The following is a 26,033-nucleotide window of genomic DNA, read 5'->3' as shown; positions in this document are numbered from 1 at the left end:
CGATTGATGACCCTGGCTGAAACATCCCTGCTTGAAGAGCCCGCCTGTCGGCCCACGCCCTCGGCTGCGCCCGTTCGTGAACGCGGCGGCGCCCGCGACGTCATCGTCTCCATTCCCGCCGACTTCCGCCTGGCCTCGGGCGAAAAACTGAACCAGCCCAATATCGTGGGCCGCATCCACGGCCGCGCCGGCGCCCCGGTCGTCGTCGTCGCCGGCGGCATCTCGGCCGGCCGCTTCGTCCACCGCACAGAGACCAACGGCCTGGGCTGGTGGTCGGGCGCCGTGTCGGTGCGCGGCCCCATCGACCTGTCCCGCCTGCAGGTCCTGGCCGTCGATTTCGCGCCCGGCGCCGAGTTCTCCGACACCCCCGTCACCATCACCACCCACGACCAGGCCCGCCTGCTGGCCCTGGTGCTGAACCACCTGAAGATCGAGCGGGTCGCCGCCTTCGTCGGCTGTTCTTACGGCGGCATGGTCGGCCTGGCCTTCGCCGAGCTGTACCCCGACTGGGCCGAGCAGCTGATCGTCGTCTCGGCCGCCCACCGCGCCCACCCCCAGGCCACCGCCTGGCGCGGCATCCAGCGCCGCATCCTTCAGTTCGCCGTCGCCGCCGGTCGGCCCGAAGAAGGCGTCGCCTTGGCCCGCGAACTGGCCATGACCACCTATCGTACGGCCGAGGAGTTCAACGACCGGTTCGACACCACCGCGCCCGACGCGGTCGGCGGCGCCTATCCCGTCTGCGACTATCTGACGGCGCGGGGCCAGGCCTATCGCACCCACACCACCCCGGCGCGCTGGCTGTCGATGTCCGATTCCCTGGACCGCCACAGCGTGACGCCCGAGGCCATCACCACCCCCGTCACCCTGATCGGTTTCACTTCCGACCGGCTGGTGCCGATCGACGACATCCGCGAACTGGCCGCGCGGCTGCCGACCCTGTGGCGCTTCGTCGAAGCTCCCTCCCTGTATGGCCACGACGCCTTTCTGAAGGAGGACGCCTTCGTCGGCGACATCCTCCGCGCCGCTTTCAAGGACATTAAAGCATGACTGCCCGCCGCCCTGCCGACCCGCACACCATCGCCGCCCGCACGGGCGTGGATACGGACACGGCCCACGGCGCAGTCATGCCGCCGCTCTATCTGTCGTCCAACTATTCCTTCGCCGGTTTCGAGCAGAAGCGGAAATATGACTACAGCCGGTCGGGCAATCCGACCCGCGACGTCCTGGCCGAGACCCTGGCCGAGCTGGAAAGCGGCGCCGGCTGCGTCATCACCGCCACCGGCATGGCGGCGGTCGATCTGCCCCTGGCCCTGCTGGAGCCCGGCGACCTGCTGATCGCTCCGCACGACTGCTACGGCGGCACCTGCCGCCTGCTGAACGCCCGCGCCAAGAAGGGCCATTTCGACCTGCTGCTGGTCGATCAGGGCGATCCTGTCGCCTTCGAGGCCGCCCTGGCGCTGAAGCCCAAACTGGTCCTGGTCGAGACCCCGTCCAACCCCCTGCTGCGGCTGGTGGACGTGGCCGACATCTGCGCCCGCGCCCATGCGGCCGGGGCCAAGGTGGTGTGCGACAACACCTTCCTGTCGCCGGCGCTGCAGAACCCGATCAAGCTGGGCGCCGACTTCGTCGTTCACTCGACGACCAAGTTCATCAACGGCCATTCCGACGTGGTCGGCGGCGCCGTGATCTCGGCCGACGCCGAGGATCATCAGACCCTGGCTTGGTGGGCCAACTGCACCGGCGTGACCGGCTCGCCGTTCGACGCCTATCTGACCCTGCGCGGGGTGCGGACCCTGTTCGCCCGGATCGAGCGGCAGCAGGCCACGGCGGGCAAGATCGCCGAACGGCTGGCCGCCCACCCGGCGGTCAAGGTCGTGCATTATCCCGGCCTGGCGTCCCACCCCAACCACGCCCTGGTCGCCGCGCAACAGGCGGGACCGGGCGCCATGCTCAGCTTCGAGCTGGAAGGCGGGACCGAGGCCGTGCGCGACCTGGTCGAGACGCTGGAGATCTTCACCCTGGCCGAATCCCTGGGCGGGGTCGAAAGCCTGATCGCCCACCCCGCCACCATGACCCACGCCGCCATGACGCCCGAACAGCGCGCGACCGCCGGCATAAGCGACGGCCTGGTGCGGCTGTCGGTCGGGCTGGAACATGTCGAGGACCTGATCGCCGACCTGTTCCCGGCCCTGGACGCCGTCATCCCGGCCAAGGCCGAGGCCGCCTGATTTTTTGCTTGCAGAGGGGGCCGAACCGGGGCAAATGCGCCGCCCCGGCCGCGGTCCCTTCGTCTATCGGTTAGGACGTCAGGTTTTCAACCTGAAAAGAGGGGTTCGACTCCCCTAGGGACTGCCACCGGATTTTAGGCGTTTGCAGGCGAGTGCGCCGCCGCCACCTTGCCTACCAACATATCAAAACGGCGAAGCCAGACCGCGCTGCTCGGTAAAGATTTGCCATTATCAGTAAAATAGCTAATATCGGGACATCTCAGCCGCCCCCAGGAGGAATTCGTGCGAGAAGTCAGTGCGACGGAATTCCAGACGCGGGCGGGGCTCTATATCGAGCAGTCCGGCAAAGAGCCGGTGCTCATCACCAAGCATCGCCGCCCCGCGCGGGTGCTGCTCGATATCGAAGAATACGAGCGGCTGAAGGCGCGCGACACGCGCCAGGCCTATGCGACGCAAGACCTTCCTGACGAATGGGCCGCGGCCCTTGAGGCGGCGGACTACGGCGAGGCCGATCCGAAGCTCGAGACCCTGATCAAATAGACCGCGCGTGAAGAAGCCGGAACCGACCGTCGGCCTGGTTATCCGCTACGACTTCCTGTGGTCGCACGAGCGCGAGAAGGGCTATGCGGACGGCGCCAAGACCCGGCCCTGCGTGATCGTCATCGCCGTCATTCGCAAGGCGACGGGCGGTACGGACATTCTGGTCGCGCCGATCACCCATTCCCCGCCGATGGCCGGCACGGTCGCCATCGAGATCCCGCACCGGGTTGGGCAGCACCTCGGCCTGGATGACGCGCGCAGCTATATCATCGCCAGCGAGGCCAACAGCGTCTCATGGGACGATCCCGGCATTGTTCCCGTAAAGCCGGGCGTACAGTGGGCTTACGGCCTCATACCCAAGGGCCTGTACGACAGGCTTCGCACGACGATGCTGGACCTTGTCCGGCAGCGGAAACTCAAGGCGGCGGATCGCAAGGCGTGACAGCCCGACCCGGCATTCCTCCGACCACGGTTAATCAATCCACAACCCATTTGGCCGGATTGAGGCAGCAAGCCTTTCGATTCGCGGACCTTTTTTCGGACACGCTCGGGAACTATCCACAGCGACTGCGGTTCATCCACGGTCGCTTGGTGCAGAAGCACCCCCTCTCCCCATCCCAAGAGTGGTTCATGTTCATCGCCATCGCCCGCCCGGCGGTGGAGCCCCAAGGCCCCGATCTCGTCGCTGTCCCCGGCTCTTCCGCCATCCCCGAACCGACACCCCGCGCCCTGCACGCGCGCCTTCTGGAAAACGCCGCCCTGAGACGGATGCGCGGCCAGGAACGCCGCCGCGAGCAAAGGCTCGACGACGCCGACTACTGGCTGCACGCCGCCCCCATGGCGGTGCAGAAGGCCAGCGCCCTGCGCGAGGACAAGAGTTTCGCGCCTCTTCCCTAGATTTTTCCGCCCTCCTCGCTCGTCACCCTCGGGCTTGTCCCGAGGGCCCACGTCAAATGCACGTGCTGACCTGAGCCGGGATTCACAGTCAGCGCCCCGATTGGGTGCGGAGTCTGCAGAACCGTGGCCCCTCGGGACTAGCCCGAGGGTGACGGGTTGAGGGAGCAGCGCCGCTTTTAACGCAGTTCCGGCGTCCGCCGCCGCAGCGAGGCCGTCAGCTTGGCCAGCTTCTGGCCGGCCGACTTGGGGCGGACCCGTTTTCGATGTTCCAGCCCGCCGCCCCAGCGGTCGTGGACGGCCGTGTCCAGATGGGGGTGGCGGTCATGCTGGTGGACGATGGGGCTGATCGTCCCGTCCGGATTGACCACCTGTCCGTCGCGGAAGCTCAGAGCCTCGCCGGGCGTCAGGCCCAGGGTGGCCACGCGGCCGTAGTTGGGCCGGAGGGTCGTGGCGGTCAGGCCCTGATGGATCGCCATGTTGAAGGCCGCCTGGTCGGCGCCGAAGGCCCCGCCGATCTCGGAGCGGGGCGTGGCGGCCAATGACAGGACCAGGCGCGACAGACGCGCGACCTCGGCCCGCGGCCCCAGCACCGTCCCGACGCACAGACAGGGTTTGTCGCCCAGTTGCCCGGCCTGTGCCTCGCCGAACAGGGCGCGCAGATATTTCATGTTGAAGCCGTGGTCGGCCAGGGGCGTCTCGGCCTCGATGAAGGCTTCCAGACCCAGCGGCGCGGGCGGAAAGGGCGCGGCCTGGAAGATGACGTCGCGCACGTCGCAGGCCAGGCCCGCGCCGGGCCGCTCGCCCAGCAGGCCGGCGAAGGCGACGAACCTCTGCATCACCGGATGGGGCGCCCAGCCCCGCCACACCGGCGCATCGACGGCGGTCACGTCATTCTGGGCCAGGAAGGCGCGCAGGTCGGGGTCGGCGTCGACCACCAGGGCGACCGGGCCGTCGAACACCGCCCGCAGGGACAGGACGAAGGGGGCGATGTCGGCGGCGTCATAGCCGGTGGCGTAGCCGACCACCGCATCCCCGTCAGGCAGGGGTTCGGTCCGGCGTCCGACCTCCAGCGCCTGGGCCAGCCAGTCCAGATAGTGCGACCGGACCGCCCCCCGTCTCATGACATCAGCTTCATGGCGTCAGCGCGGACCCATCAGGTCGGCGAACCGGTCAAACAGATACAGGCTGTCGGCCGGTCCGGGCGAAGCCTCGGGGTGGTGCTGGACGCTGAAGATCGGCTTGTCCTTGACCGCGATGCCGCAGTTGGTGCCGTCGAACAGGCTGACGTGGGTTTCGGTCACGGCGTCGGGCAGGCTGTCGCGATCCACGGTGAAGCCGTGGTTCATCGACACGATCTCGACCTTGCCGGTGGTCAGATCCTTGACCGGATGGTTGGCGCCATGGTGGCCCTGTTCCATCTTCACCGTCCTGGCGCCCAGGGCCAGGGCCAGCATCTGGTGGCCCAGGCAGATGCCCATCAGGGGCTTGCCGCTGGCGACCAGTTTCTGGATTTCAGGCACGGCGTATTCGCCGGTCGCGGCCGGATCACCCGGACCGTTCGACAGGACGACGCCGTCGGGATTGCGGGCCAGAACCTCTTCCGCCGTCGTCGTCGCCGGGACCACGGTGATCCGGGCGCCGGTCGAGGCCAGGGCGCGTAGGATGTTGCGCTTCACCCCATAGTCGATGACGACCACGTCCTTGCGACCTTGCGTCTTCGGGTGGCCTTCCGGCCATTCCCACAGGCCTTCGTCCCATTCAAACGCTTGCAGCGTCGAGGCGGGCTTGGCCAGATCCAGGCCGACCAGGCCGGTCCAGGCGCGGGCCTGGGCGATCAGGGCGTCCAGGTCGAACTGGCCGTCCGGATTATGGGCGATGACCGCGTGGGGCGCGCCCTTGTCGCGGATAATCTTGGTCAGGGCGCGGGTGTCCACGCCGGCCAGACCGACAACGCCGCGCCGCTTCATCCAGTCGTCGAAACTGGCGTCTGACCGATAATTGGCCGGATCGGTCGGCACGTCACGGAAGATGGCGCCTCGCGCCGAAGTGTCCGAACCGCCGCCCATCTGCTCGATGTCTTCGACATTGGTGCCGGTGTTGCCGACGTGCGGGAAGGTGAAGGCCAGGATCTGGCTCATGTAGGACGGGTCGGTCAGGATTTCCTGATAGCCGGTCATGGCGGTGTTGAAGACCACCTCGCCCAGGGCCGATCCGACAGCGCCCACGCCGATCCCCTGCAGGACCGTGCCGTCGGCGAGCGCGAGGACGCCAGTTGCGCCCGGAAGAATCTTGGTCGTCATGGGCGCGCTCCTACACACGAATCCCGCCCATATGGAGGCGGAAGACAAACGGCGGGGTCGTTAAGCCCTGCCGTGCGCCGGGTCAACGACCATCCGCATTCTACGCCGGGCCGACCAGACGGAACTGGGCCGCCGAACCGCCCTGGGCATGGGGCGCCAGCCAGAGATCGAACAGGCCCGGCTCAATCCGATACGTATTGTCCTCGCCGATGAAGCCCAGCTGGCGGGCGTTCAGGGTGAAGCGCACCGTCTCGCTCTGGCCCGGCCGCAGCGTCACCCGCTTGAAGTCCTTCAGCAGCCGCCCCGGCTGGGTCAGGCTGGCGACCCGGTCGTGGATATAGAGCTGGACCAGTTCCTCGGCGACATGGGCGCCCTGGTTGGTGACGGTCACGGCCACGTCCAGCGTGCCGGCCCAGGCCAGTTGGTCGCTCTCCATCTCGACCGGACCATAGGCGACCTCGCCATAGGTCAGGCCGTAGCCGAACGGATACAGGGCCGTATTGGTCGTCTCGCGATAGCGGGCCTTGTATTCCTCGATCGGCAGGTCCGGATTGGCCGGACGGCCGGTGTTCTTGTGGTCGTAGGAATAGGGCTGCTGGCCCGACTTGTGCGGGAAGCTGACCGGCAGACGCGCCGAGGGTCCGTGGTCGCCGAAGATGACGTCGGCGACGGCGTTGCCCATCTGCTCGCCCAGGAACCAGGTGACGACGATGGCCTGGGCGTTCTTGACATTGCCTTCCAGCGCCAGGGCCCGGCCGTTGCGCAGCAGGATGACCATGGGCTTGCCCGTGGCGGCCATGGCGTCGACCAGGGCCTGTTGCGGGGCCGGGACGACGATCTCGGTGCGCGACTGGGCCTCGCCCGACATCTTCTGGCTTTCGCCGATGGCCAGGACGATGACGTCGGCGTTTGCGGCGGCGCGAATGGCCTCTTCGATGCCGCCGTCCAGCGGGGTCTCGACGCCCGAGCCGCGCGCGACGGTCAGGGCTTGCGGATCGGTCATCGCGGCGCGGAAGCCGGCTTCCAGCGAGACGCGGCGCTCGGGCGCGCCCCAGATGGTCCACGGTCCCCAGACATTGTCCACATCGTCGGCGAACGGGCCGACCAGGGCGATCTTCTGGCTCTTGTTCAGCGGCAAAAGCTGATTGTCGTTCTTCAGCAGGACCACCGACTTGCGGCCCGCCTCGCGCGACAGGGCGATGTGTTCGCGCGAACCGACGACGGCCTTTTCACGCACCGGGTCCGTGCCGCGATAGGGGTCGTCGAACAGGCCCAGGGCCGCCTTGGTGGTCAACAGGCGGCGCACCGCCTCGTCCAACCGGGCCATCGACACCTCGCCGCTCGCCACCAGGCTGGGCAGGTGTTCCAGATACAGGCCCGAGACCATGGACACGTCCACCCCGGCGTTGAAGGCGAGGCGAGCGGCGTCGCGGCCGTCCTCGGCGAAGCCGTGGGCGACCAGTTCCTGTTCGGAGGTGTAGTCGGAGACGACGAAGCCCTCGAAGCCCCATTCGCCGCGCAGGATGTCGGTCAGCAGTTTGCGGCTGCCCGAGGCGGGCACGCCATTGACGTCGTTGAAGGCGCTCATGATCGACAGGGCGCCGGCGTCCACCGCCGCCTTGAACGGCGGCAGATAGACCCCGCGCAGCGTCTGTTCGCTCATGTCGGTGGTGTTGTACTCGACCCCGCCGATGGCGCCCGAATAGGCGGCCATGTGTTTGGCGGTGGCCAGGACGGCGTCGCGGTCGTCCAGACCCTTTTCGCCCTGGAAGCCGCGCACCCGGGCGGCGGCCAGCAGATTGTTCAGCAGCACGTCCTCGCCGGCGCCCTCGACATTGCGGCCCCAGCGCTGGTCGCGGGCCACGTCCACCATGGGGGCGTAGGTCTGGTGCACGGCCGAGGCGGCCGTCTCGACCGCAGCGGCGCGGGCGGTGCGATAGGCCAGATGGGTGTCGAAGGCCGCGGCCTCGGCCAGGGGCACGGGGAAGATGGTGGACAGGCCGTGGATCACGTCCGCCGCGAACAGCAGCGGGATCTTCAGCCGGCTTTCCTCCATCGCCACCTGCTGGATGCGGCGGCCGGTCTCGGCGCCGATGCCGTTGAACAGGCTGCCGACCTTGCCTTCGCGGATCAGGGCGGTGACGCGCGCGGGGTCCCCCGTGCCGTCCAGCGGATTGACCGCCGTGGGCATCCAGCGGAACGGGTCGGCGAGCAGGTTCAACTGGCCCGCCTTCTCCTCCACGGTCATGGCCGCGATCAGATCTTCGATCCGCTGGCGGTGACGCTGAACGGCGCGGGCGGTTTCGGCGGTAGCAGGCATGGGGAAGACTCCGGCGCCCATCAGGGCGAGAAGCCCGAGGCCAGACAAGAAGTTTCGACGGGAAGCCGAAGGTTTTACAGGTCGCGTCTTCATGGGGCGCTCCTTCGGAAGGTCGGGCGGAAGATCGGCGGCGAGATCGTGCGATCAGGCCGGGGAGGCATGTGGCCTAACCTCTGGCGCATGCCCCCGTCCAGACCCGCGCCGGATGTAAATGATGTAACTGACACGTCGGCGACCACCGCGCGCCCGTCAACCCAGGGCGATGTCCAGGAACATCATGCCCACCAGGCCGATCATCAGACCGATCATCGAGCCGTCCCCCTTGGACTGTTCGCGGGTCTGGGGAATGATCTCGGCGGTGACGACATAGATCATGGCGCCCGCCGCCAGACCCAGGCCCCACGGCAGGGCGCCGGGCGACGCTCCCACGACTCCGGCCCCGATCAGACCGCCGACAGGCTCGACCAGACCCGAAGCCAGCGCGGCCAGGAAGGCGGCGCCGCGACCATAGCCCAGCGAGGCCATGGCGGCCGAGACGGCCAGGCCTTCGGGCATGTTCTGGATGCCGATGCCCAGGGCGGTGGCCAGGCCCTGGTGCATGTCGCCGCCGCCGAAACTGACGCCGACGGCCGCGCCTTCGGGGAAGTTGTGCAGGGTGATGGCGATGATGAACAGCCAGATGCGACGGGCGAGATGCTTGGACTGGGCCGGACCGATGGCCAGCATGTCCACGGGCGCGAACCGGTTCATCAGGCCGATCACCGTGGCCCCGATCAGCACCGCCGCCGCCATGGTCCCCGCCGCCCAGCCCTGAGACGCGCCCCCGGCCTGAAGCACGTCGACGCCCGGAATGATCAGCGAGAAGAAGGAGGCCGCCAGCATCACCCCGGCGGCGAAGCCCAGCAGGACGCTCTGGGTCTGTTGTCCCGGCCGTTTGACGAACAGCATGGGCGCCGCGCCGACCGCCGTCATCATGCCCGCCGCCAGACTGCCCAGGGCGCCGGCCGCGATCGGGGAAAGGGATTCCATCATCCGCCTGCTGTGGCGGTGGATACGGCAAGAGACAAGCCCGAACAGTCGCGTTAGAGAAACCTTCATGTCCCAGGCCGCCGCCCTCCCCCCGCGCCCAGACTCCGCCACCAGCGCCGCGTCGGCCCTGAGGGCGGCGCGGCGCATCGTGGTCAAGATCGGATCCTCGCTGCTGATCGACGCCGAAACGCGGCGGCCGACGCGCGACTGGCTGGCGGCCGTGGCGTCGGATCTGGCCGCGCTGAAGGCCGAGGGGCGCGAGGTCATCGTGGTCTCGTCCGGCTCCATCGCCCTGGGGCGGGGGCGTCTGCCGAAACTGGGGGCGCGGCTGGAGGACAAGCAGGCGGCGGCCTCGGTCGGGCAGTCGCTGCTGATGGCCGCCTGGTCCGAGGCCCTGGCGCCCCACGACCTGGTGGTCGGCCAGGTGCTGCTGACGCGCGACGACACCGAACGGCGCCGCCGCTGGCTGAACGCCCGCGCCACGGTCGAGGCCCTGCTGGGGCACGGGGTCATCCCCGTCGTCAACGAGAACGACACCGTCGCCACCGAAGAGATCCGCTATGGCGACAACGACCGGCTGGCGGCGCGGACGGCCCAGCTGGCGCGGGCGGATCTGCTGATCCTGCTGTCGGACGTGGACGGCCTCTACACCGCCGATCCGCGCCGTGATCCGGCCGCCGCCCACCTGCCCCTGATCGAGACCCTGAGCCCCGACATCCTGGCCATGGGCGAGGGCGCCAACGCCCAGGCCGGGGTCGGAACCGGCGGCATGGCGACCAAGCTGGCGGCGGCCCAGATCGCCCGCTCGGCCGGGTGCGCCACCATCATCGCCTCGGGCCAGGCGCTGTCGCCGCTCAGCGCCGTCCGGGCGGGCGCCCGCGCCACCCTGATCGCCGCGCCCGACGGCCCCATGGCCGCCTACAAACAGTGGATCGCCGGCAGTCTGTCGCCGGCCGGATCCCTGACGCTGGACGGGGGCGCCGTGACCGCGCTGAAGGCGGGCAAGAGCCTGCTGCCCGCCGGGGTCACGGCCGTCAGCGGCGATTTCGAAAAGGGCGACTGCGTGCGTCTGACCGACCCCGAGGGCCGGGCCGTGGGCGTGGGCCTGGCCGCCTACGCCGCCGACGAGGCCGCCCGCATCCGGGGCCGCCGCTCGGACGAGATCGAGGCCATCCTCGGCTATCGGGGCGCCTCGGTTCTGATCCACCGCGACGACATGGTTCTGGACGACCGATGACCGATCTTGAGACCCGAATGCTGGACCTGGGCCGCCGCGCCCGCGCCGCCGCTGTCGCTCTGCGTGAAGCGCCGGCCGGCGCCCGCACACGCGCGCTGGAGGCGCTGGCGCAAAAGCTGACGGCGGCCGAGGCCCAGATCCTGGCCGCCAACGCCCGCGACGTGGACGCCGCCCGCGCCAATGGCATGAGCGAGGCCCTGATCGACCGGCTGGCCCTGACGTCCGCCCGCGTCGCCGGCATGGCCCAGGCCGTGGCCACCATCGCCGCCGTGGCCGATCCCCTGGGCGTGGAGACCGAACGCTGGACCCCTGCCAACGGCCTGGACATCGCCCGGGTCCGCACCCCTATCGGCGTGCTGGGCGTCATCTATGAGAGCCGACCCAATGTCACCGCCGACGCCGCCGCCCTGTGCATCCGTTCGGGCAATGCGGTCATCCTGCGCTGCGGCTCGGACTGTCTGCAGTCGTCGCTGGCCATCGCGGGCCTGATCGCCCAGGCGCTGGACGAGGCCGGCTTGCCGGCCGATGCTGTGCAGCTGGTGGACACGCCTGACCGCGCGGCGGTGGGCCTGATGCTGACCGGACTGGACGGCGCTATCGATGTCATCATCCCGCGCGGCGGCAAGAGCCTCGTCGCCCGCGTCCAGGCCGAGGCCAGGGTGGCGGTGCTCAGCCATCTGGAGGGGCTGAACCACACCTATCTGCACGAAGCCGCCGATCTGGCGGTGGCGCGGGGCGTAGTGGTGAACGCCAAGATGCGGCGGGTGTCGGTCTGCGGCGCGACCGAGACCCTGCTGGTGGATCGGGTGGGGGCGGCGCGCCTGCTGCCCCCCGTCGCCGCCGACCTGATCGCCGCCGGATGCGAACTGCGCGGCGACGCCGAGGCTTGCGCCCTGGTCCCCGCCATGACCCCGGCGACGGAGGCCGACTGGACCACCGAATATCTGGCGCCCATCCTGGCGGTGCGGATCGTCGATGATCTGGACGCCGCCACCGACCATATCGCCCGCTACGGCTCGGGCCACACCGAGGCGATCCTCACGACGGACGCCGACGCCGCCGAACGGTTCGCGGCGCGGGTGGACAGCGCCATCGTCCTGATCAACGCCTCGACCCAGTTCGCCGACGGGGGCGAGTTCGGCTTCGGCGGCGAGATCGGCATCTCCACCGCCCGCCTGCACGCCCGCGGCCCGGTGGGGGCCGAACAGCTGACCACCTACAAATACGTCGTGCGCGGCCAGGGCCAGATCAGACCCTGACCTTCTCCCTCCCCGTCCGGGGAGGGTGGCTGAGCCGCAGGCGAAGCCGGGTGGGGGCGGCCCAGCAAAGCATCCCTGAACGAAAAGGCGGCTCGATTCCGAGCCGCCCCCACCCGGTCGCTGGCGCGACCTCCCTCCCCCGCAGGGGGAGGGAGAAAACGCCTCAGCCGCGTTGCGGCAGGGCATAGGCGATGACGTAGTCGCCCCGCGGCGTCTCCATGAAGTGGTGGCCGCCCGCCATGATGACGAGATACTGGCGGCCGTTCTGCTCATAGATCATCGGATTGGCCTGGCCGCCGGCCGGCAGCACGTCCGACCAGACCGTCTCGCCCGTCTCGATGTCGATGGCGCGGATCAGGTCGTCGGTGGCGGCGGCGATGAAGATCAGGCCGCCGGCCGTGACGACCGACCCGCCGTTGTTCGGCGTGCCGATCTCCAGCGGCAGGTGCGAGGGGATGCCCCACGGCCCGTTCTTGCGCGCCGTGCCGAACGGCCGGTCCCACAGGGTCTGACCCGAGCGCAGGTCGATGGCCGTGATGCCGCCGTAGGGAGGCTCCTTGCACAGCAGGCCCGTCCACTTCACGCGCCAGCCGGCGTTGACGTCGATCGCGTAGGGCACGCCGATCTGCGGATCGCCGGCGCCTTCGCCCTTGGACAGGCTGCCGCCGCGCACGGTCGCTTCCTCCTGCTGGGCGATGTAGCGGGGGTCGTCGCGCGGGAACCAGCCCTTCTCGTTGGCCTCTTCGCGCGGCACCAGCCGGTTGTAGTTCGGCATGTCGTTATAGTTGGCGATGATCACGCCGCGCACCGGATCGACCGCCACGCCGCCCCAGTCCGAACCGCCGTTGTAGCCCGGATAGTTGATGTAGTGATTGGTCGAGGGCGGGGTGTAGTAGCCTTGGTAGTTCGCCTTCTTGAAGTTGATGCGGCACATCATCTGGTCGATGGGGGACATGCCCCACATGTCGCGCTCTTCGAGGTTCGGCTTGCGCAGGGTGGCGAACAGCGAGAACGGCTGGGTCGGGGCGCGCTGGCCCTGTTCGGTTCCGCCCGTGGTCGGGACCGGGCGTTCCTCCATCCCGTGCAGCATCTGGCCGGTGGCGCGGTTGAACACATACATGTCGCCCTGTTTGGTGGGCAGCAGCAGGGCCGGCACGACGCCGCCCCCCGTGGGATAGTCGATCAGGGTCGCCTGCGAGCCCAGGTCGAAGTCCCAGACATCCTTGTGAACCGTCTGGAAATGCCAACGCGGCTTGCCCGTCGTCACATCGAGCGCGACCAGGGCGGTGGAGTATTCATTCTCCTGCGGGCGACGCGAACTGGACCAGTAGTCGGCCGCCGAATTGCCCATGGGCAGATAGACCAGACCCAGGGCCTCATCCCCCGTGGCCGTGGTCCACATATTGGGCGTGCCGGGCGTATAGGTCTCGCCCTCGGGCGGCAGGCCGGTGCGGTCGGGGCGCATCATGTCCCAGGCGAAGCGGAGTTCGCCGGTCTCGACGTCAAAGCCCTGGATCACGCCTGAGGCGTTCCATCGTTTCTGGCCGTCCAGCACCTGATGCCCGGTCACGATCACGCCGCGCACGATGACGGGGGGCGAGGTGATCGACACCATGCCGGGATAGGGGTCGCCCATGCCGCGCTTGATGTCCACGGCGCCGTTCTGACCGAAGGCCGGGCAAGGCCGGCCCGTCTGGGCGTCGACGGCGATGATGCGGCCGTCCAGGGTGCCTTCGATGATCTTGGTGGCGCAGGGCTGGGCCGGCTGGGCGTCGGCGCGCACATGATAGGTCACGCCGCGGCAGGCGGCCGTATAGGGGATGTTCTCGTCCGCGACCTGGGGATCATAGGCCCATTTCTGCTGGCCGGTCGCGGCGTCCAGCGCGAACAGCTTGTTGCGCGCGGAACAGAGATAGACGGTGTTCCCGATCTTCAGCGGCGTGGTCTCGGCGCCCCAACGCTCCTCCGGCAGATCGCCGGTGCGGAAGGTCCAGGCGCGTTCCAGCCGGCCGACATTGTCCTTGTTGATCTGGGTCAGCGGGGAATAACGCTGGGCGCTGTCGGTGCCGCCCCAGGCGGGCCAGTCGGCGCCGGTTTTCAGCAGGGCCGGATCATTATAGGCGCCGCGCGGTCCGGGCAGCCGGTTCTCGACGCCGGCCTGGTTGGCCTGGGCGACGACAAACCCGAACACCACGGTCAGAACCGCCAGCCCCAGGGCGCCGCCCCCGGCCAACCGCTTGCCGCCGTGCGGCTTCAGCACGGGCAGGGTCGCCAGAACCAGGACCATCAAGACCAGAGGCCCCACCAGCCGGGGCACCAGGGCCCAGCCGTCCAGACCCGTCTCCCACAAGGCCCACACGAGGGTGAAGAGGAAGGCGGCGCCATAGACCCACACGCCCCTGACGTCCCGCAACACCAGCAGGGCGCCGGCGACGATCAGCATCAGGCCCACGACCAGATAGTACCAGGAACCGCCCAGGCTCAGGAGCTGAACGCCGCCGACGGCGAGGATCCCGCCGATCAGAAAAATCAAAACACCCAGGAGGAGGGTCAACCACCCACCCCATCCGCTCGGCGTGGTCCATCGCGGCATGGCGGTTCCCTTGAGAAATTAGAATGGAAAGCCAACGACCGCGAGCCGGGGAGGTTCCGGCAAAGATTGGAGACGCCTGAAACCTGTTTCCCCAACCTCGCCGATAGCGCAATTTGCTGTCTCGAATTTCGACATATCAGGATGCCTATTGCAACTTGAGCAGCCGCGAACGGGTCTCAGCAATAATATTTGCCTAGGCCGGACCATTCGCGGCATAAGCGCGTCATGCACAAGACCCTGAAGCAAGGCGGGACTTTCGTCGTCGAACCACGCCGCCTCTCGAAGGCCACAGCCGAACTGCGCGCACGCGGGTTCGGCGAGATCACGATTCCGCCCTCGACCGAGACGGCCGAGAAACAGGCGTCGCGCTGCACCGACTGCGGCGTGCCGTTCTGCCAGAACGCCTGTCCGCTTCAGAACAATATTCCCGACTGGCTGCGCCTGTCGGCCGAGAACGAGCCGCGCGAGGCCTGGCGCGTCGCGTCGCTGACCTCGACCATGCCCGAGATCTGCGGCCGCATCTGTCCGCAGGACCGGCTGTGCGAGGGCGCCTGCACCCTGAACCAGTCCGGCTGGGACGCGGTGACCATCGGCTCGGTCGAGGCCTGGCTGGGCGATCAGGCCTTCGCCAACGGCTGGGTCGAACCGATCCGCCCGGCCGCCGAACGCGGCGAGAGCGTCGGCATCGTCGGCGCGGGGCCGGCCGGCATGGCCGCCGCCGACCGTCTGCGCAGCGAGGGCTATCAGGTCACGGTGTATGATCGGCATGACCGGGCCGGGGGCCTGCTGATCTACGGCATCCCCGGCTTCAAGCTGGAGAAGCACGTGGTCCAGCGCCGCGTGGACCGTCTGATCGACGGCGGCGTCCAGTTCGTCCTGGGCTGCGAGATCGGCAAGGACGTGACCCTGGCCGAACTGCGCGAGCGTCATGACGTGGTCCTGCTGGCCATGGGGGTCTATCAGCCGCGCATCCTGTCGGCGCCGGGCCGGGGTCCGGATTCGACCGTCGCGGCCCTGTCCTATCTGACGCACCAGAACCGACGCGACCTGGGCGACGCCGAGGAAGACGGCTGGCACGAGGCGCGCGGCAAGCGGGTGGTGGTCATCGGCGGCGGCGACACCGCCATGGACTGCGTCCGCACCGCCGTTCGCCAGGGCGCGGCGTCCGTCACCTGCCTGTATCGGCGCGATCGCGAGAACATGCCCGGCTCGGCCCGCGAAGTTGTCAACGCCGAGGAGGAAGGCGTCGTCTTCGAATGGCTGGGCGCGCCCAAGGCCCTGCTGTCCCAGGGCGACCGCGTCACCGGCGTGCGCGCCGCGCGGATGCAGCTGACCGAGGCGGCCCCCGGACAGCGTCGCGATATCGTGCCCGTCCCCGGCGCCGACTTCGACATTCCGGCCGACATCGTCATCGAGGCCCTGGGCTTCTCGCCCGAGCCGTTCGCGGCGCATGAGCCCGATCTGCGTCTGCGTGACGACGGCACCATCAAGGTCGGATCCGTCAGCTTCGCCACCAGCCTGCCCGGCGTCTTCGCCGCCGGCGACGCGGTGCGCGGCGCCTCACTGGTCGTCTGGGCCGTGCGCGAGGGCCAGGACGCCGCCGCCGAAATCGACCGTTACTTCAAGACCCGCACCGAGGAGGTCGCGGCATGACCGATTGGCTGAACAAGTACGAAGAGACCCGCGACCGCCTGGAAGCCGGCCACGCCTATGACCGCGCCTCCGAGCGCGACGCCTGCGGCGTGGGCCTGGTCTGCTCCATCGACGGCAGCCCGCGTCGCGACGTGGTGGAATATGCGATCCGCAGCCTGAAGGCCGTGGCTCACCGCGGCGCGGTCGATCCCGACGGCCTGTCGGGCGACGGGGCCGGCATCATGGCCGAACTGCCCCAGGGCTTCTTCGCCGAACAGGTGGCCTCCATCGGCCAGTCCCTGCGTCCCGGCCCGATCTGCGTCGGCCAGGTCTTCCTGCCGCGCACCGACCTGGGCGCCCAGGACCGCGCCCGCGCCATCGTCGAGACCGAGGCCCTGCGCGCCGGCTTCTGGATCTATGGCTGGCGTCAGACGCCCATCGACCTGTCGGTGGTCGGGACCAAGGCCGGGGCGACCCGGCCCGAGATCGAACAGATCATGCTGGCCCCGCCCTTGGACGACGCCGGACAGCCGCTGGACGGCGAGGCGCTGGAGCGCGAACTGTATCTGTGCCGCCGCCGCATCGAGAAGACGGTCAAGACCGAGAACCTGGCCGCCGTCTATATCTGCACCCTGTCCGCGCGCTCCATCGCCTACAAGGGGATGGTGCGGGCCGAACTGCTGGGGAACCTGTATCCCGACCTGGAGGATCCGCGTTTCGTCTCGGCCTACGCCGTCTTCCACCAGCGCTATTCGACCAACACCTTCCCCGAATGGAAGCTGGCCCAGCCCTTCCGCATGATGGCCCACAACGGCGAGATCAACACGCTGAAAGGCAACCTCAACTGGATGAAGTCGCACGAGATCCGCATGGCCGCCCAGGCCTTCGGCGACCGTGACCGCGAGGTGAAGCCGGTGGTCCAGCCGGGCGGATCGGACTCGGCCGCGCTGGACAATGTCATGGAGGTGCTGGTCCACGCCGGGCGCCCCGCCCCCATGGCCAAGGCGCTGCTGATCCCCGAAGCCTGGGCCAAGGACGACGTGGTCATGCCGCCCGAACACCGGGCCTTCTACGCCTATTGCAACGCGGTCATGGAGCCGTGGGACGGCCCGGCCGCCATCTGCGCCGCCGACGGCCGCTGGATCGTGGCGGGCAAGGACCGCAACGGCCTGCGCCCCCTGCGCGCCGTCGAGACCGTCGACGGCCTGCTGATGGCCGGGTCGGAAGCCGGCCTAGTGCCCATCCCCGAAAGCCGGGTGAAGCGCCGTCTGCACATCGGCCCAGGCAAGCTGATCGCTGTCGATATGAAGCATGGCCGTCTGTACGACGAGCATGAGGCCATCGACGCCCTGGCCGCCGCCCACCCCTATACCGAGTGGCTGGACAATATGGTGGATCTGGAGCCGATCATCGGCCCCGGACCCGAGCCGCGCTCGACCTCGGGCGAAGACCTGACGCGCCGCCAGATCGCCGCCGGCTACAGCCGCGAGGACCTGGACCTGCTGCTGGACGCCCTGGTGCGCGACGGCAAGGAAGCGGTCGGCTCAATGGGCGACGACGCCCCGCCGGCGGTGCTGTCGGCCCTGCCGCGCCCGCTGAGCCACTATTTCCGCCAGAACTTCAGCCAGGTCACCAATCCGCCCATCGACCCGCTGCGCGAAGCCGGGGCCATGAGCCTGAAGACCCGGTTCAAGAACCTGGGCAATATCCTGGCCCAGGAAGCGGCCCAGACCGACGTCTTCGTGCTGGACAGCCCGGTGCTGACCAACGGCATGTACGAGCGGATGATCGAGACGGTCGGGGCCGGTTCGACCGTGGTCATCGACTGCAGCTATGACACCCCGTCCGAGGACGCGCGGCCCGGCGCCGGCCTGCGCGCGGCGCTGGACCGGATCATGGACGAGGCCGAGGCCGCCGCCCGTGACGGCGCGGCCCTGATCGTGCTGACGGATCAGCAGGGGTCGGCGGGGCGTCTGGCCGCGCCGATGATCCTGGCCACGGCCGGGGTTCACGGCCGCCTGACCCAGGCGGGTCTGCGCTCCTATTGCTCCATCGTGGTCCGCACGGCCGAGACCCTGGACCCGCACGGGTTCGCGGTCCTGGTCGGGGTCGGCGCGACCACCGTCAACGCCTGGCTGGCCCAGGACCTGTTCCAGGAGCGTCTGGACCGGGGTCTGTATCCCGGCCTGACGCTGCGCGACGCCTGCCTGAACTACAAGAAGGGCATCGAGGCGGGTCTGCTGAAGACCCTGGCGCGCAAGGGGATCAGCGTCATCTCCGCCTATCGCGGCGGCTGCGAGTTCGAGGTCTTGGGCCTGTCGCGCGCCCTGACGGCCGAATTCTTCCCCGGCGCCCCGTCGCGCATCTCCGGCATCGGCCTGGCCGGTCTGGAACAGGCGGCGATGAAGCGGCACACGGTCGCCTGGGGCGAGGCCCGGCCCTCGCCCGCCATCGGCGGCTTCTTCAAGATCCGCTCGGGCGGCGAGGCCCACGCCCACGAGGCCAAGACCATCCACCTGCTGCAGGACGCCTGCAACCGCGGCGACTATCGCCGGTTCAAGCAGTTCTCGGAGGCCGTCAGAAACCAGCCGGACCTGTCATTGCGCGACCTGCTGGACTTCCGCGAGGGCGTCGCCATCCCGGTCGATCAGGTCGAGAGCGTGTCCGACATCCGCCGCCGCTTCCTGACCCAGGCCATGTCCCTGGGCGCTTTGGGCCCCGAGGCGCACGAGACGCTGAACATCGCCATGAACCGCATCGGCGCCCGCTCGGTCTCGGGCGAGGGCGGCGAGGATCCGGAACGCTATCACCCGCGCGCCAATGGCGACGACGCCAACTCGGCCGTCAAACAGGTGGCCTCGGGCCGGTTCGGCGTCACGGCCGAATATCTGAACCAGTGCCGCGAGATCGAGATCAAGGTGGCCCAGGGCGCCAAGCCCGGCGAGGGCGGGCAACTGCCCGGCTTCAAGGTCACCGAGTTCATCGCCCGGATGCGCCACGCCGTGCCCGGCACCACCCTGATCAGCCCGCCGCCGCACCACGACATCTATTCGATCGAGGACTTGGCCCAGCTGATCTATGATCTGAAGGCCATCAATCCCGACGCCAAGGTGACGGTGAAACTGGTGTCCGCCTCGGGCATCGGGGCCATTGCGTCCGGGGTGGCCAAGGCCAACGCCGACGCCATCCTGATCGCCGGCCACAATGGCGGCACCGGCGCCTCGCCCCAGACCTCGATCAAGCACGCTGGCCTGCCGTGGGAGATCGGCCTGGCCGAAGCCCATCAGGTGCTGACGCTGAACAATCTGCGCGGCACCGTGACGCTGCGGACCGACGGCGGGGTCCGCACCGGCCGCGACGTGGTCATCGCCGCCATGCTGGGCGCCGAGGAATACGGCGTGGGCACCGCCGCCCTGATCGCCATGGGCTGTCTGATGGTGCGCCAGTGCCATTCGAACACCTGCCCCGTCGGCGTCTGTTCGCAGGACGAGCGGCTGCGCGAGAAGTTCACCGGCACCCCGGACAAGGTCGTGAACCTGTTCACCTTCATCGCCGAGGAGACGCGCGAGATCCTGGCCTCGATCGGCGCCCGGACGATGGACGAGATCATCGGCCGCACCGACCTGTTGCGTCAGGTCCGGCGCGGCGGATCGCACCTGGACGACCTGGACCTGAACCCCCTGCTGGTTCGGGTGGACGAGGGCGCGGCGGGCAAATGGGCGGACAAGGGCCGCAAGCCCATCGCCGACAGCCTGGACGCCCGAGTGCTGAAGGACGCGGTCCGCTTCCTGGATCGCGGCCAGACGCTGGAGCTGTCCTATCCGCTGAACAACACCCAGCGCACGGTGGGCGCCGCCGTGTCGTCCGCCATCGTGCGGCGGTTCGGGGCGCAGGGGCCGGCCGGTCGGCTGAAGCTGCGTCTGGAAGGCATCGCCGGCCAGAGCTTCGGCGCCTTCGCCGCCAAGGGGCTGGAGTTGCACCTGACGGGCGAGGCCAACGACTATGTCGGCAAGGGCCTGTCGGGCGCCGAAATCTCGATCCGCACGCCGGAATGGCGCGAGGACCAGCTGATCTGCGGCAACACCACCCTGTATGGCGCGACCTCGGGCCGGCTGTTCGTGGCCGGTGCGGCGGGCGAGCGGTTCGCGGTGCGCAACTCGGGCGCCGAGGCCGTCGTCGAGGGTCTGGGCGCGCATGGCTGTGAGTATATGACCGGCGGCCGGGTGGTCGTGCTGGGCGGAGTCGGATGGAATCTGGCGGCGGGCATGAGCGGCGGCGAGCTGTTCGTGCTGGACCAGCCAGGTTACGCCGAACGCGCCCTGAACGGCGACCTGGCGGGCGTGGCCGACATCGACGAAGCGGCGGCCGAACGGCTGCGCGGACTGGTCGAGGCCCACCTGGCGGCGACCGGTTCGCCGCTGGCCCGCCGACTGCTGGGCGACTGGGACAACACGCTTGACCGTTTCGTGCGTATCCTGCCGCTTACGGACATTGTCAGAACGGAGGAACGGCTTAAGACTTCGGCCTGAGACCCTGGCCTGAGCCGTTCCTTCCTCTCCTCCCCGAGACGCATGAAATGACCCGACACGCCGCCCTGTCCGCCATCGCTGTTGCCGGGGCGGCGTCGCTCGCCTCTCCGGCCCTGGCGGCGGCCCCCGCCCTGCTGGCCCATCAGGCGCCCCTGGTCATCGACAATGCGGCGACGGCCTGGATCCTGACGTCCACCGCCCTGGTGCTGCTGATGACCCTGCCGGGTCTGGCGCTGTTCTACGGCGGCATGGTGCGCAAGAAGAACATCATCAGCGTCATCGCCCAGTCGGCGGCGGCCTTCGCCATCGTCTCGGTGCTGTGGTTCCTGGTCGGCTACAGCCTGTCGTTCGGCAAGGGGCCGGATGCGGTGAACGGCCTGATCGGCGGGGTCCAGGCGGCCTTCCTGAACGGGGTGACGATGCAGACGGCGCACAGCCTGCTGCCCGGCCTGCCGGAACTGCTGTTCGTCAGCTTCCAGATGACCTTCGCCATCATCACCCCGGCCCTGATCGCCGGCGCCTTCGCCGAGCGGATGAAATTCTCGGCCAGCCTGCTGTTCTTCGCCCTGTGGCACCTGATCGTCTATGCGCCGATCTGTCACCAGGTCTGGGGCGGCGGCTATCTGGGGAGCCTGGGCGTGCTCGACTTCGCGGGCGGGGCGGTGGTCCACGTCAATGCGGGCGTCGCCGGCCTGGTCTGCGCCCTGGTGCTGGGGCCGCGCCACGGCTTCGGCCGCGACAACATGGCCCCCGCCAACCTGGTCTACAGCGCCATCGGCACCGGCCTGCTGCTGGTCGGCTGGATCGGCTTCAACGCCGGATCGGCGGGCGCCGCCGACGCCCTGGCCGCCACCGCCGCCTTCAACACCATCCTGGCCGCCGCCGCCGCGGCCCTGGGCTGGATGACCATCGAATGGTTCGACCGCAAGCGCCCGACCCTGCTGGGCCTGCTGTCGGGCATCGTCGGCGGCCTGGTCGCCATCACCCCCGCCGCCGGCTTCGTCGATCCCAAGGGCGCCTTCTTCATCGGACTGATCGCGGGTCCGGCCTGCTACGCCGGGGCCGTCTGGCTGAAGCATGCGCTGAAGTACGACGACAGCCTGGACGCCTTCGGCGTGCACGGGATCGGCGGCATCGTCGGCGCCCTGCTGACCGGGGTCTTCGCCACCACCAGCATCAACGCCCTGTCCGAGGGCGCGACGGTGTGGAAACAGGCGCTCGGCCTGGGCGGGGCCATCGTCTGGAGCGCGGTCGGCACCTTCGTCGTCCTGATGATCTGCAAATTCACCACGGGCCTGCGCGTCACCAAGGACGAAGAGGTCGAGGGGCTGGACTATACCCAGCATGGCGAAGCCATCCACTGAGGTCACAGACAGGGACGGTTGATCCCGCCCCTGTCCGCCCCCATCTTCATCTGTGACCGGGAGCCTTGCCGATTGCGGGAGGCCCACGGTCGGTCGCTTTTCCGAGGACCCAGATGACGACGACCCGCACCATCCTGTTCGACAGCCCGTTCCTGCTGGGCTTCGACCACACCCGCGCCCTGATCGACCGCGCCGCCAAGGCGGCGGCCGAGAGCTATCCGCCCTATAACGTCGAACAGATCGGCGAGGCGGGGGTCCGGATCAGCCTGGCTGTGGCCGGGTTCGCTCCTGACGAACTGGCCATCACCCTGGAAGGGCGGCAGCTGACCATCGCCGGCAAGCGCGACGACGCGGGCAAGAGCGAACAGGCCTTCCTGCATCGCGGCATCGCGGCGCGAGGCTTTGTACGCAGCTTCGTCCTGGCCGACGGGCTGGAGATCGAGGGCGCGCGGCTGGAACACGGCCTGCTGCATGTCGATCTGATCCGGCCCGAGGCCGAGCGCCAGGTGCGGCGCATTCCCATCACGGCCGGCTGAAAAGCGCAGCCGTTCGAACCGCCCGGCGATCCGGGCGTTGTCAAAGCGAAGGAGGCGGTCCTATGACGCCGATGATGATGACCAAGGAAGATTTCGCCGGACTGGGCGCCCCCGATCTCGTCTATGTGCGCGAGGTGAAGGCGTCCGACCTGCTGGAAGAGGCGGTCGAGATGAAGGACATCGCCTTCGACCCGAATCAGTCCCTCTACGCCGTTCACAGCGCGGACGGGGAACGGCTGGCCGTCATGCTGGACCGCGACACCGCCTTCGCCGCCGCTGTGGCGCACGAGCTGGAGCCGGTCTCGGTTCACTGAACAAGGGAAAGGGCGGCCGGGCGCCGCCCTTGACCGCCGGCCTCTCAGGCGGCCGTGGCGGGCGCCTGGTCCTTGACGAACAGGGCCTTGATCGCATCGACCGTCCGGGCCTGACGCAGCTGCTCACGCAGTTCCGGCGACCGCAGGGCGCGCGAGACCGCCGCCAGGGCGCGCAGATGTTCGGCGCCGTCCTTGGGCGGGGCGAACAGGGCCAGCAGCAGATCGACCGGACGATCATCGACCGCTTCATAGGCCACAGGCGTATCCAGGCGCACGAAGACGGCCGTGACCCGGTCGATCTCCTTCAGACGGGCGTGCGGCACGGCCACGCCGGAGCCCAGGCCGGTGGAGCCCAGGGCTTCACGTTCCAGCAGGGCCTCGAAGATACGGCCTTGGTCCACGCCCAGAGCCTGGGCCGCAGCCTCGGCCACGGCATGAAGCGCCTGACGTTTCGACGAGGCGCCGCCACGCAGCACCACGCCGTTCGGCGCGAGCAGATCTGCGATATCCATGGGTAGCCCAACTCTAGATAAGCGACTGGCGGCCGCGGGCGCCCCTTTAGAGGCTCCCGCGGCAAAGTCAAACTAAGCCGTAAGTCTAATGCCCGTTCGACTTCTTCGTGCGCTCGGGGTCGATCCAGCCGACATTGCCGTCTGGGCGGCGATAGACGACGGACAGGCCGCCGTGCGCCGCATTGCGGAACAGCACCACCGGATAGCCGGTCATATCCAGTTCCAGGACCGCGCGACCGACCGTGATGGAGCGGATCTCGTGCTCGGTCTCGGCGATGACCATGCCCACGGGCGGCGGGCCGTCGTTTTCGCCGGTGTCGCCGAAGACGTCGTCCTCGACGCTGTCGGGATCCCGCAGCACGATGCTGCGAGCGACTTCGCGGGCGGCGTTTTCGGTTTTTTCAGGCGACAGGCCCTTGGGCCCGATGTGGTGATCCTTGAGCCGGCGCTTGTAGCGACGGACCCGCTTTTCGAGACGATCCAGCGCCTCGGTGAAGGCGGAATGGGCGTCGCCGCCCATGCCCGTCGTCACCAGAGTCTGGCCCGACGCGAGGCGGACCCAACAGTCCACCTTGAAGTTGTGGCCGTCCTTGGACACCACGACCTCGGCGTCTTCACCGCCGCGGGCGAAGTATTTTCCGACCCCGTCTTCGAGTTCCTGGGAGATGCGCGAGCCTAACGCTTCGCCGACATCCACTTGCTTGCCGCTGACTTGGACTTGCATACGGATAGAACGCTCCCGCCCGCATTTGGTGTCAATCGGGATCACCGATTTGTGGTCACGCTTCAGCCGGTCTTAAGCATCCTGCGGCGCTCGACGGAGGACGGAATCCTCAAGGCTTCCCGATACTTGGCGACCGTTCTACGGGCTATATCTATGCCCGCCTCCTTAAGGATTTCGACGATCCGATCATCGGACAAAACGTCGCCCCCCACCCCTTCCCCATCGATCATGGTTTTTATCCGATGGCGGACCGCCTCGGCCGAATGAGTCGAGGCGCCGTCCACCGACTGGATGGCGGCGGTGAAGAAGAATTTCAGCTCGAACACCCCGCGCGGGGTCGAGACATATTTGTTGGAGGTGACGCGGCTGACCGTCGATTCGTGCATGCCGATGGCGTCGGCGACCGTCTTGAGATTCAGCGGCCGCAGGAATTCGACGCCGAAGGCCAGGAAGGCGTCCTGCTGGCGCACGATCTCGGACGAGACCTTCAGAATGGTCTTGGCGCGCTGGTCCAGCGACTTGACCAGCCAGCTGGCCTGGGCGGCGCAGTCGGCGACGAAGGTCTTTTCGGTGTCGGACCGGGCGCCGGCCTGAACCAGGCCGTGATAGCGTTTGTCGATCAACAGGCGCGGCAGGGTGTCTGCGTTCAGCTCGACCCGCCAGCCGCCGGCCGGGTCGGGCCGCACATGGACGTCGGGCACCACGGTCTGGGCCGGTTCGCCGCCGAATCCGGCGCCGGGCCGCGGCGTCAGGGCCTTCAGCTCGGCGATCATCTCGGCCAGATCCTCGCCGTCGACGCCGCAGATCTTCTTCAGGCCCGCCAGGTCGCGCCGGGCCAGCAGGTCCAGATGGTCGAGCAGGGCGCCCATGGCCGGATCGAAGCGATTGCGCTCGATCAGCTGCAGCTTCAGGCATTCGGGCACCGAACGGGCCATGACGCCGGTCGGCTCGAACCCCTGGCAGACGGCGACGACGGCCTCGATCCGATCCAGGCTGACGCCGAGGCGATCAGCGAACTCGGCCATTTCGCCGCGCAGATAGCCGCCCTCGTCGGTGGCGTCGATCAGGGTCAGGGCGATGGCGTGGTCGGCGGCCGAAAGGCCGGCCGAGGAGGCCTGGGCCTGCAGATGCTCCCACAGGGTCAGTTCATGGGCGTCGGGGCGTTCGCCGTCGCCTTCGAAGACCTGGCCGCCCTTGCCAGCGCTGGACCAGTCGGACAGACCCGGCTGGGCCTCGTCCGTCATGCGGTCGCTGGTGCGTTCGCCGGGCGCGGCGTCGCCGTAGACATCGTCGGACCCGGCGTCCATCGAGGCCACGGAATCCTGGCCGACCCCGTCGCCGAAGGACATTTCACCGTCCGGGGCGGCGTCGGAAACCGAAACCGGGGCCTCGGGGCCCTCGCCCTCGGGCTCGTCGCGTTGCAGCAGCGGATTGCGCTCCAGCTCGGCCTCGACGAACTCCTCGAGCTCGAGGTTCGACAGTTGCAGCAGCTTGATCGCCTGCTGCAGCTGGGGCGTGATGACCAGCCCCTGCCCCTGTCTGATCTCTAGACGTTGCCCGATCACGTTCGAAAAATCCTGCCGGCGCGCCAACTGGCCCGGAACTTGCTGTGCAGGATGTGGCCGCACTGGTTAACGCCCGACAAACGCCGAAACGCCGGTCGCCCGTTCTGGCGCTACTGGCGCGAAAAAACCGCGCCAAACGCGTCCAAGGTGAAATCCGACCGCCGCAGGCCTACGCGACGCCCTTCGTGTCGCGCTCTCGCGCGCCGCTGGGTTCCGGGTCTCCACTGCGCTTCGCCCGGAATGACGAAATGGGCCAGCGTCACCTCTCCGTGCGCGAAGGCGCGGGGGGAGGACAGGTCGCGCTTGCGACCAGGAGGGGGCGACTCTGACAGGGGGGCTGACCGGGCCGGCTTTGACACCGAGTCGCCCCCTCCTAGCGCTCGCTGACGCTCCCGCCGGTCCTTGTTTGTCGCTGATCGGTTAGATTTCCCCTGATCCGGGACGCCCGCCTGAT

20 protein-coding genes and 1 tRNA gene are annotated in these 26,033 nt (G+C 68.8%); 13 read left to right on the top strand and 8 right to left on the bottom strand.

Features of this window, described 5'->3' with window-relative positions:
* Positions 1-6 precede the first annotated feature (6 nt).
* The 6 genes from metX to AC07NC_RS09115 all read left to right on the top strand — a co-directional run bounded on the left by metX (position 7) and on the right by AC07NC_RS09115 (position 3,665).
* Entirely contained in the window at positions 7-1,047 is a 1,041-nt protein-coding gene (gene metX, locus AC07NC_RS09140; RefSeq protein ID WP_494569337.1) for a homoserine O-succinyltransferase MetX, read from the top strand.
* Entirely contained in the window at positions 1,044-2,228 is a 1,185-nt protein-coding gene (gene metB / locus AC07NC_RS09135; RefSeq protein ID WP_494569336.1) for a cystathionine gamma-synthase, read from the top strand. Before metX ends, metB begins: the two co-directional genes overlap by 4 nt.
* Before the next feature lie 52 nt (positions 2,229-2,280).
* Positions 2,281-2,355, top strand: a tRNA-Glu gene (locus AC07NC_RS09130).
* Positions 2,356-2,510: 155 nt separating this feature from the next.
* Positions 2,511-2,768, top strand: coding sequence for a type II toxin-antitoxin system Phd/YefM family antitoxin (locus AC07NC_RS09125; RefSeq protein WP_008262511.1), 258 nt, complete (start codon positions 2,511-2,513; stop codon positions 2,766-2,768).
* 7 nt (positions 2,769-2,775) lie between these two features.
* Positions 2,776-3,210: a growth inhibitor PemK gene (locus AC07NC_RS09120; protein ID WP_494569335.1), complete on the top strand. Its 435-nt coding sequence runs from the start codon at positions 2,776-2,778 to the stop codon at positions 3,208-3,210.
* A gap of 188 nt (positions 3,211-3,398) precedes the next feature.
* Positions 3,399-3,665: a hypothetical protein gene (locus AC07NC_RS09115; protein WP_008262121.1), complete on the top strand. Its 267-nt coding sequence runs from the start codon at positions 3,399-3,401 to the stop codon at positions 3,663-3,665.
* Positions 3,666-3,841: 176 nt separating this feature from the next.
* Here the strand turns inward: AC07NC_RS09115 and AC07NC_RS09110 are convergent, their stop codons facing one another.
* The 4 genes from AC07NC_RS09110 to AC07NC_RS09095 all read right to left on the bottom strand — a co-directional run bounded on the left by AC07NC_RS09110 (position 3,842) and on the right by AC07NC_RS09095 (position 9,314).
* The gene (locus AC07NC_RS09110) at positions 3,842-4,786 is read right to left on the bottom strand and encodes a hypothetical protein (protein WP_494569334.1); all 945 of its coding nucleotides are present in this window, start codon (positions 4,784-4,786) and stop codon (positions 3,842-3,844) included.
* 18 nt (positions 4,787-4,804) lie between these two features.
* On the bottom strand, positions 4,805-5,965 hold the full coding sequence (carA, locus tag AC07NC_RS09105; RefSeq protein ID WP_494569333.1) for a glutamine-hydrolyzing carbamoyl-phosphate synthase small subunit: 1,161 nt from the start codon (positions 5,963-5,965) through the stop codon (positions 4,805-4,807).
* A 100-nt stretch (positions 5,966-6,065) separates the two neighbouring features.
* Complete coding sequence (locus AC07NC_RS09100) at positions 6,066-8,285, bottom strand: glycoside hydrolase family 3 N-terminal domain-containing protein (RefSeq protein WP_494569332.1); 2,220 nt, start codon at positions 8,283-8,285, stop codon at positions 6,066-6,068.
* Positions 8,286-8,534: 249 nt separating this feature from the next.
* On the bottom strand, positions 8,535-9,314 hold the full coding sequence (locus AC07NC_RS09095; protein ID WP_035310226.1) for a ZIP family metal transporter: 780 nt from the start codon (positions 9,312-9,314) through the stop codon (positions 8,535-8,537).
* A 67-nt stretch (positions 9,315-9,381) separates the two neighbouring features.
* Here AC07NC_RS09095 and proB point away from each other — a divergent pair, with 67 nt between their 5' ends.
* Both proB and AC07NC_RS09085 read left to right on the top strand, forming a co-directional pair.
* A complete protein-coding gene (gene proB, locus AC07NC_RS09090) occupies positions 9,382-10,551 on the top strand; it encodes a glutamate 5-kinase (RefSeq protein ID WP_494569331.1) in 1,170 nt (389 codons plus the stop codon).
* Positions 10,548-11,810 carry a glutamate-5-semialdehyde dehydrogenase gene (locus tag AC07NC_RS09085; protein WP_494569330.1) on the top strand — a complete coding sequence of 421 codons (1,263 nt, stop codon included), beginning with the start codon at positions 10,548-10,550 and terminating at the stop codon, positions 11,808-11,810. Before proB ends, AC07NC_RS09085 begins: the two co-directional genes overlap by 4 nt.
* Before the next feature lie 163 nt (positions 11,811-11,973).
* Here AC07NC_RS09085 and AC07NC_RS09080 read toward each other — a convergent pair whose 3' ends face one another.
* Positions 11,974-14,364, bottom strand: coding sequence for a membrane-bound PQQ-dependent dehydrogenase, glucose/quinate/shikimate family (locus tag AC07NC_RS09080; RefSeq protein WP_494569329.1), 2,391 nt, complete (start codon positions 14,362-14,364; stop codon positions 11,974-11,976).
* A 264-nt stretch (positions 14,365-14,628) separates the two neighbouring features.
* On the opposite strand from AC07NC_RS09080, the gene AC07NC_RS09075 reads away from it, so the two are divergent.
* The 5 genes from AC07NC_RS09075 (at position 14,629) to AC07NC_RS09055 (ending at position 22,778) form a co-directional block, all read left to right on the top strand.
* Positions 14,629-16,056 (top strand): NAD(P)-dependent oxidoreductase, encoded by a 1,428-nt coding sequence (locus AC07NC_RS09075; protein WP_494569328.1) that lies wholly within the window; start codon positions 14,629-14,631, stop codon positions 16,054-16,056.
* Positions 16,053-20,564 (top strand): glutamate synthase large subunit, encoded by a 4,512-nt coding sequence (gene gltB, locus AC07NC_RS09070; RefSeq protein ID WP_494569327.1) that lies wholly within the window; start codon positions 16,053-16,055, stop codon positions 20,562-20,564. Before AC07NC_RS09075 ends, gltB begins: the two co-directional genes overlap by 4 nt.
* Before the next feature lie 47 nt (positions 20,565-20,611).
* Entirely contained in the window at positions 20,612-21,928 is a 1,317-nt protein-coding gene (locus AC07NC_RS09065; RefSeq protein ID WP_494569326.1) for an ammonium transporter, read from the top strand.
* Positions 21,929-22,041: 113 nt separating this feature from the next.
* Positions 22,042-22,464, top strand: coding sequence for an Hsp20 family protein (locus AC07NC_RS09060; protein ID WP_008260227.1), 423 nt, complete (start codon positions 22,042-22,044; stop codon positions 22,462-22,464).
* Positions 22,465-22,526: 62 nt separating this feature from the next.
* The gene (locus AC07NC_RS09055; protein ID WP_008260703.1) at positions 22,527-22,778 is read left to right on the top strand and encodes a DUF1150 family protein; all 252 of its coding nucleotides are present in this window, start codon (positions 22,527-22,529) and stop codon (positions 22,776-22,778) included.
* A gap of 44 nt (positions 22,779-22,822) precedes the next feature.
* Here AC07NC_RS09055 and ptsN read toward each other — a convergent pair whose 3' ends face one another.
* The 3 genes from ptsN to rpoN all read right to left on the bottom strand — a co-directional run bounded on the left by ptsN (position 22,823) and on the right by rpoN (position 25,579).
* Positions 22,823-23,290, bottom strand: coding sequence for a PTS IIA-like nitrogen regulatory protein PtsN (gene ptsN, locus AC07NC_RS09050; RefSeq protein WP_008262263.1), 468 nt, complete (start codon positions 23,288-23,290; stop codon positions 22,823-22,825).
* Between the two features lie 85 nt (positions 23,291-23,375).
* The gene (hpf, locus tag AC07NC_RS09045) at positions 23,376-24,014 is read right to left on the bottom strand and encodes a ribosome hibernation-promoting factor, HPF/YfiA family (protein WP_008260210.1); all 639 of its coding nucleotides are present in this window, start codon (positions 24,012-24,014) and stop codon (positions 23,376-23,378) included.
* Positions 24,015-24,076: 62 nt separating this feature from the next.
* Positions 24,077-25,579 (bottom strand): RNA polymerase factor sigma-54, encoded by a 1,503-nt coding sequence (rpoN, locus tag AC07NC_RS09040; RefSeq protein ID WP_494569325.1) that lies wholly within the window; start codon positions 25,577-25,579, stop codon positions 24,077-24,079.
* Positions 25,580-26,033: the final 454 nt, after the last annotated feature.

Source organism: Brevundimonas sp. GW821-FHT10A07 (genome assembly GCF_059415785.1).
Note: the sequence above shows the minus strand (reverse complement) of the source record. Positions and strands in the feature narration are given on the sequence as shown.

Bases quoted from the DNA above. Each gene is read 5' to 3' on its own strand.
- metX (WP_494569337.1), top strand. From the start codon at position 7: ATGACCCTGGCTGAAACATCCCTGCTTGAAGAGCCCGCCTGTCGGCCC.
- metB (WP_494569336.1), top strand. From the start codon at position 1,044: ATGACTGCCCGCCGCCCTGCCGACCCGCACACCATCGCCGCCCGCACG.
- AC07NC_RS09115 (WP_008262121.1), top strand. From the start codon at position 3,399: ATGTTCATCGCCATCGCCCGCCCGGCGGTGGAGCCCCAAGGCCCCGAT.
- AC07NC_RS09110 (WP_494569334.1), bottom strand. From the start codon at position 4,786: ATGAGACGGGGGGCGGTCCGGTCGCACTATCTGGACTGGCTGGCCCAG.
- carA (WP_494569333.1), bottom strand. From the start codon at position 5,965: ATGACGACCAAGATTCTTCCGGGCGCAACTGGCGTCCTCGCGCTCGCC.
- AC07NC_RS09100 (WP_494569332.1), bottom strand. From the start codon at position 8,285: ATGCCTGCTACCGCCGAAACCGCCCGCGCCGTTCAGCGTCACCGCCAG.
- AC07NC_RS09095 (WP_035310226.1), bottom strand. From the start codon at position 9,314: ATGGAATCCCTTTCCCCGATCGCGGCCGGCGCCCTGGGCAGTCTGGCG.
- proB (WP_494569331.1), top strand. From the start codon at position 9,382: ATGTCCCAGGCCGCCGCCCTCCCCCCGCGCCCAGACTCCGCCACCAGC.
- AC07NC_RS09085 (WP_494569330.1), top strand. From the start codon at position 10,548: ATGACCGATCTTGAGACCCGAATGCTGGACCTGGGCCGCCGCGCCCGC.
- AC07NC_RS09075 (WP_494569328.1), top strand. From the start codon at position 14,629: ATGCACAAGACCCTGAAGCAAGGCGGGACTTTCGTCGTCGAACCACGC.
- gltB (WP_494569327.1), top strand. From the start codon at position 16,053: ATGACCGATTGGCTGAACAAGTACGAAGAGACCCGCGACCGCCTGGAA.
- AC07NC_RS09065 (WP_494569326.1), top strand. From the start codon at position 20,612: ATGACCCGACACGCCGCCCTGTCCGCCATCGCTGTTGCCGGGGCGGCG.
- AC07NC_RS09060 (WP_008260227.1), top strand. From the start codon at position 22,042: ATGACGACGACCCGCACCATCCTGTTCGACAGCCCGTTCCTGCTGGGC.
- AC07NC_RS09055 (WP_008260703.1), top strand. From the start codon at position 22,527: ATGACGCCGATGATGATGACCAAGGAAGATTTCGCCGGACTGGGCGCC.
- ptsN (WP_008262263.1), bottom strand. From the start codon at position 23,290: ATGGATATCGCAGATCTGCTCGCGCCGAACGGCGTGGTGCTGCGTGGC.
- hpf (WP_008260210.1), bottom strand. From the start codon at position 24,014: ATGCAAGTCCAAGTCAGCGGCAAGCAAGTGGATGTCGGCGAAGCGTTA.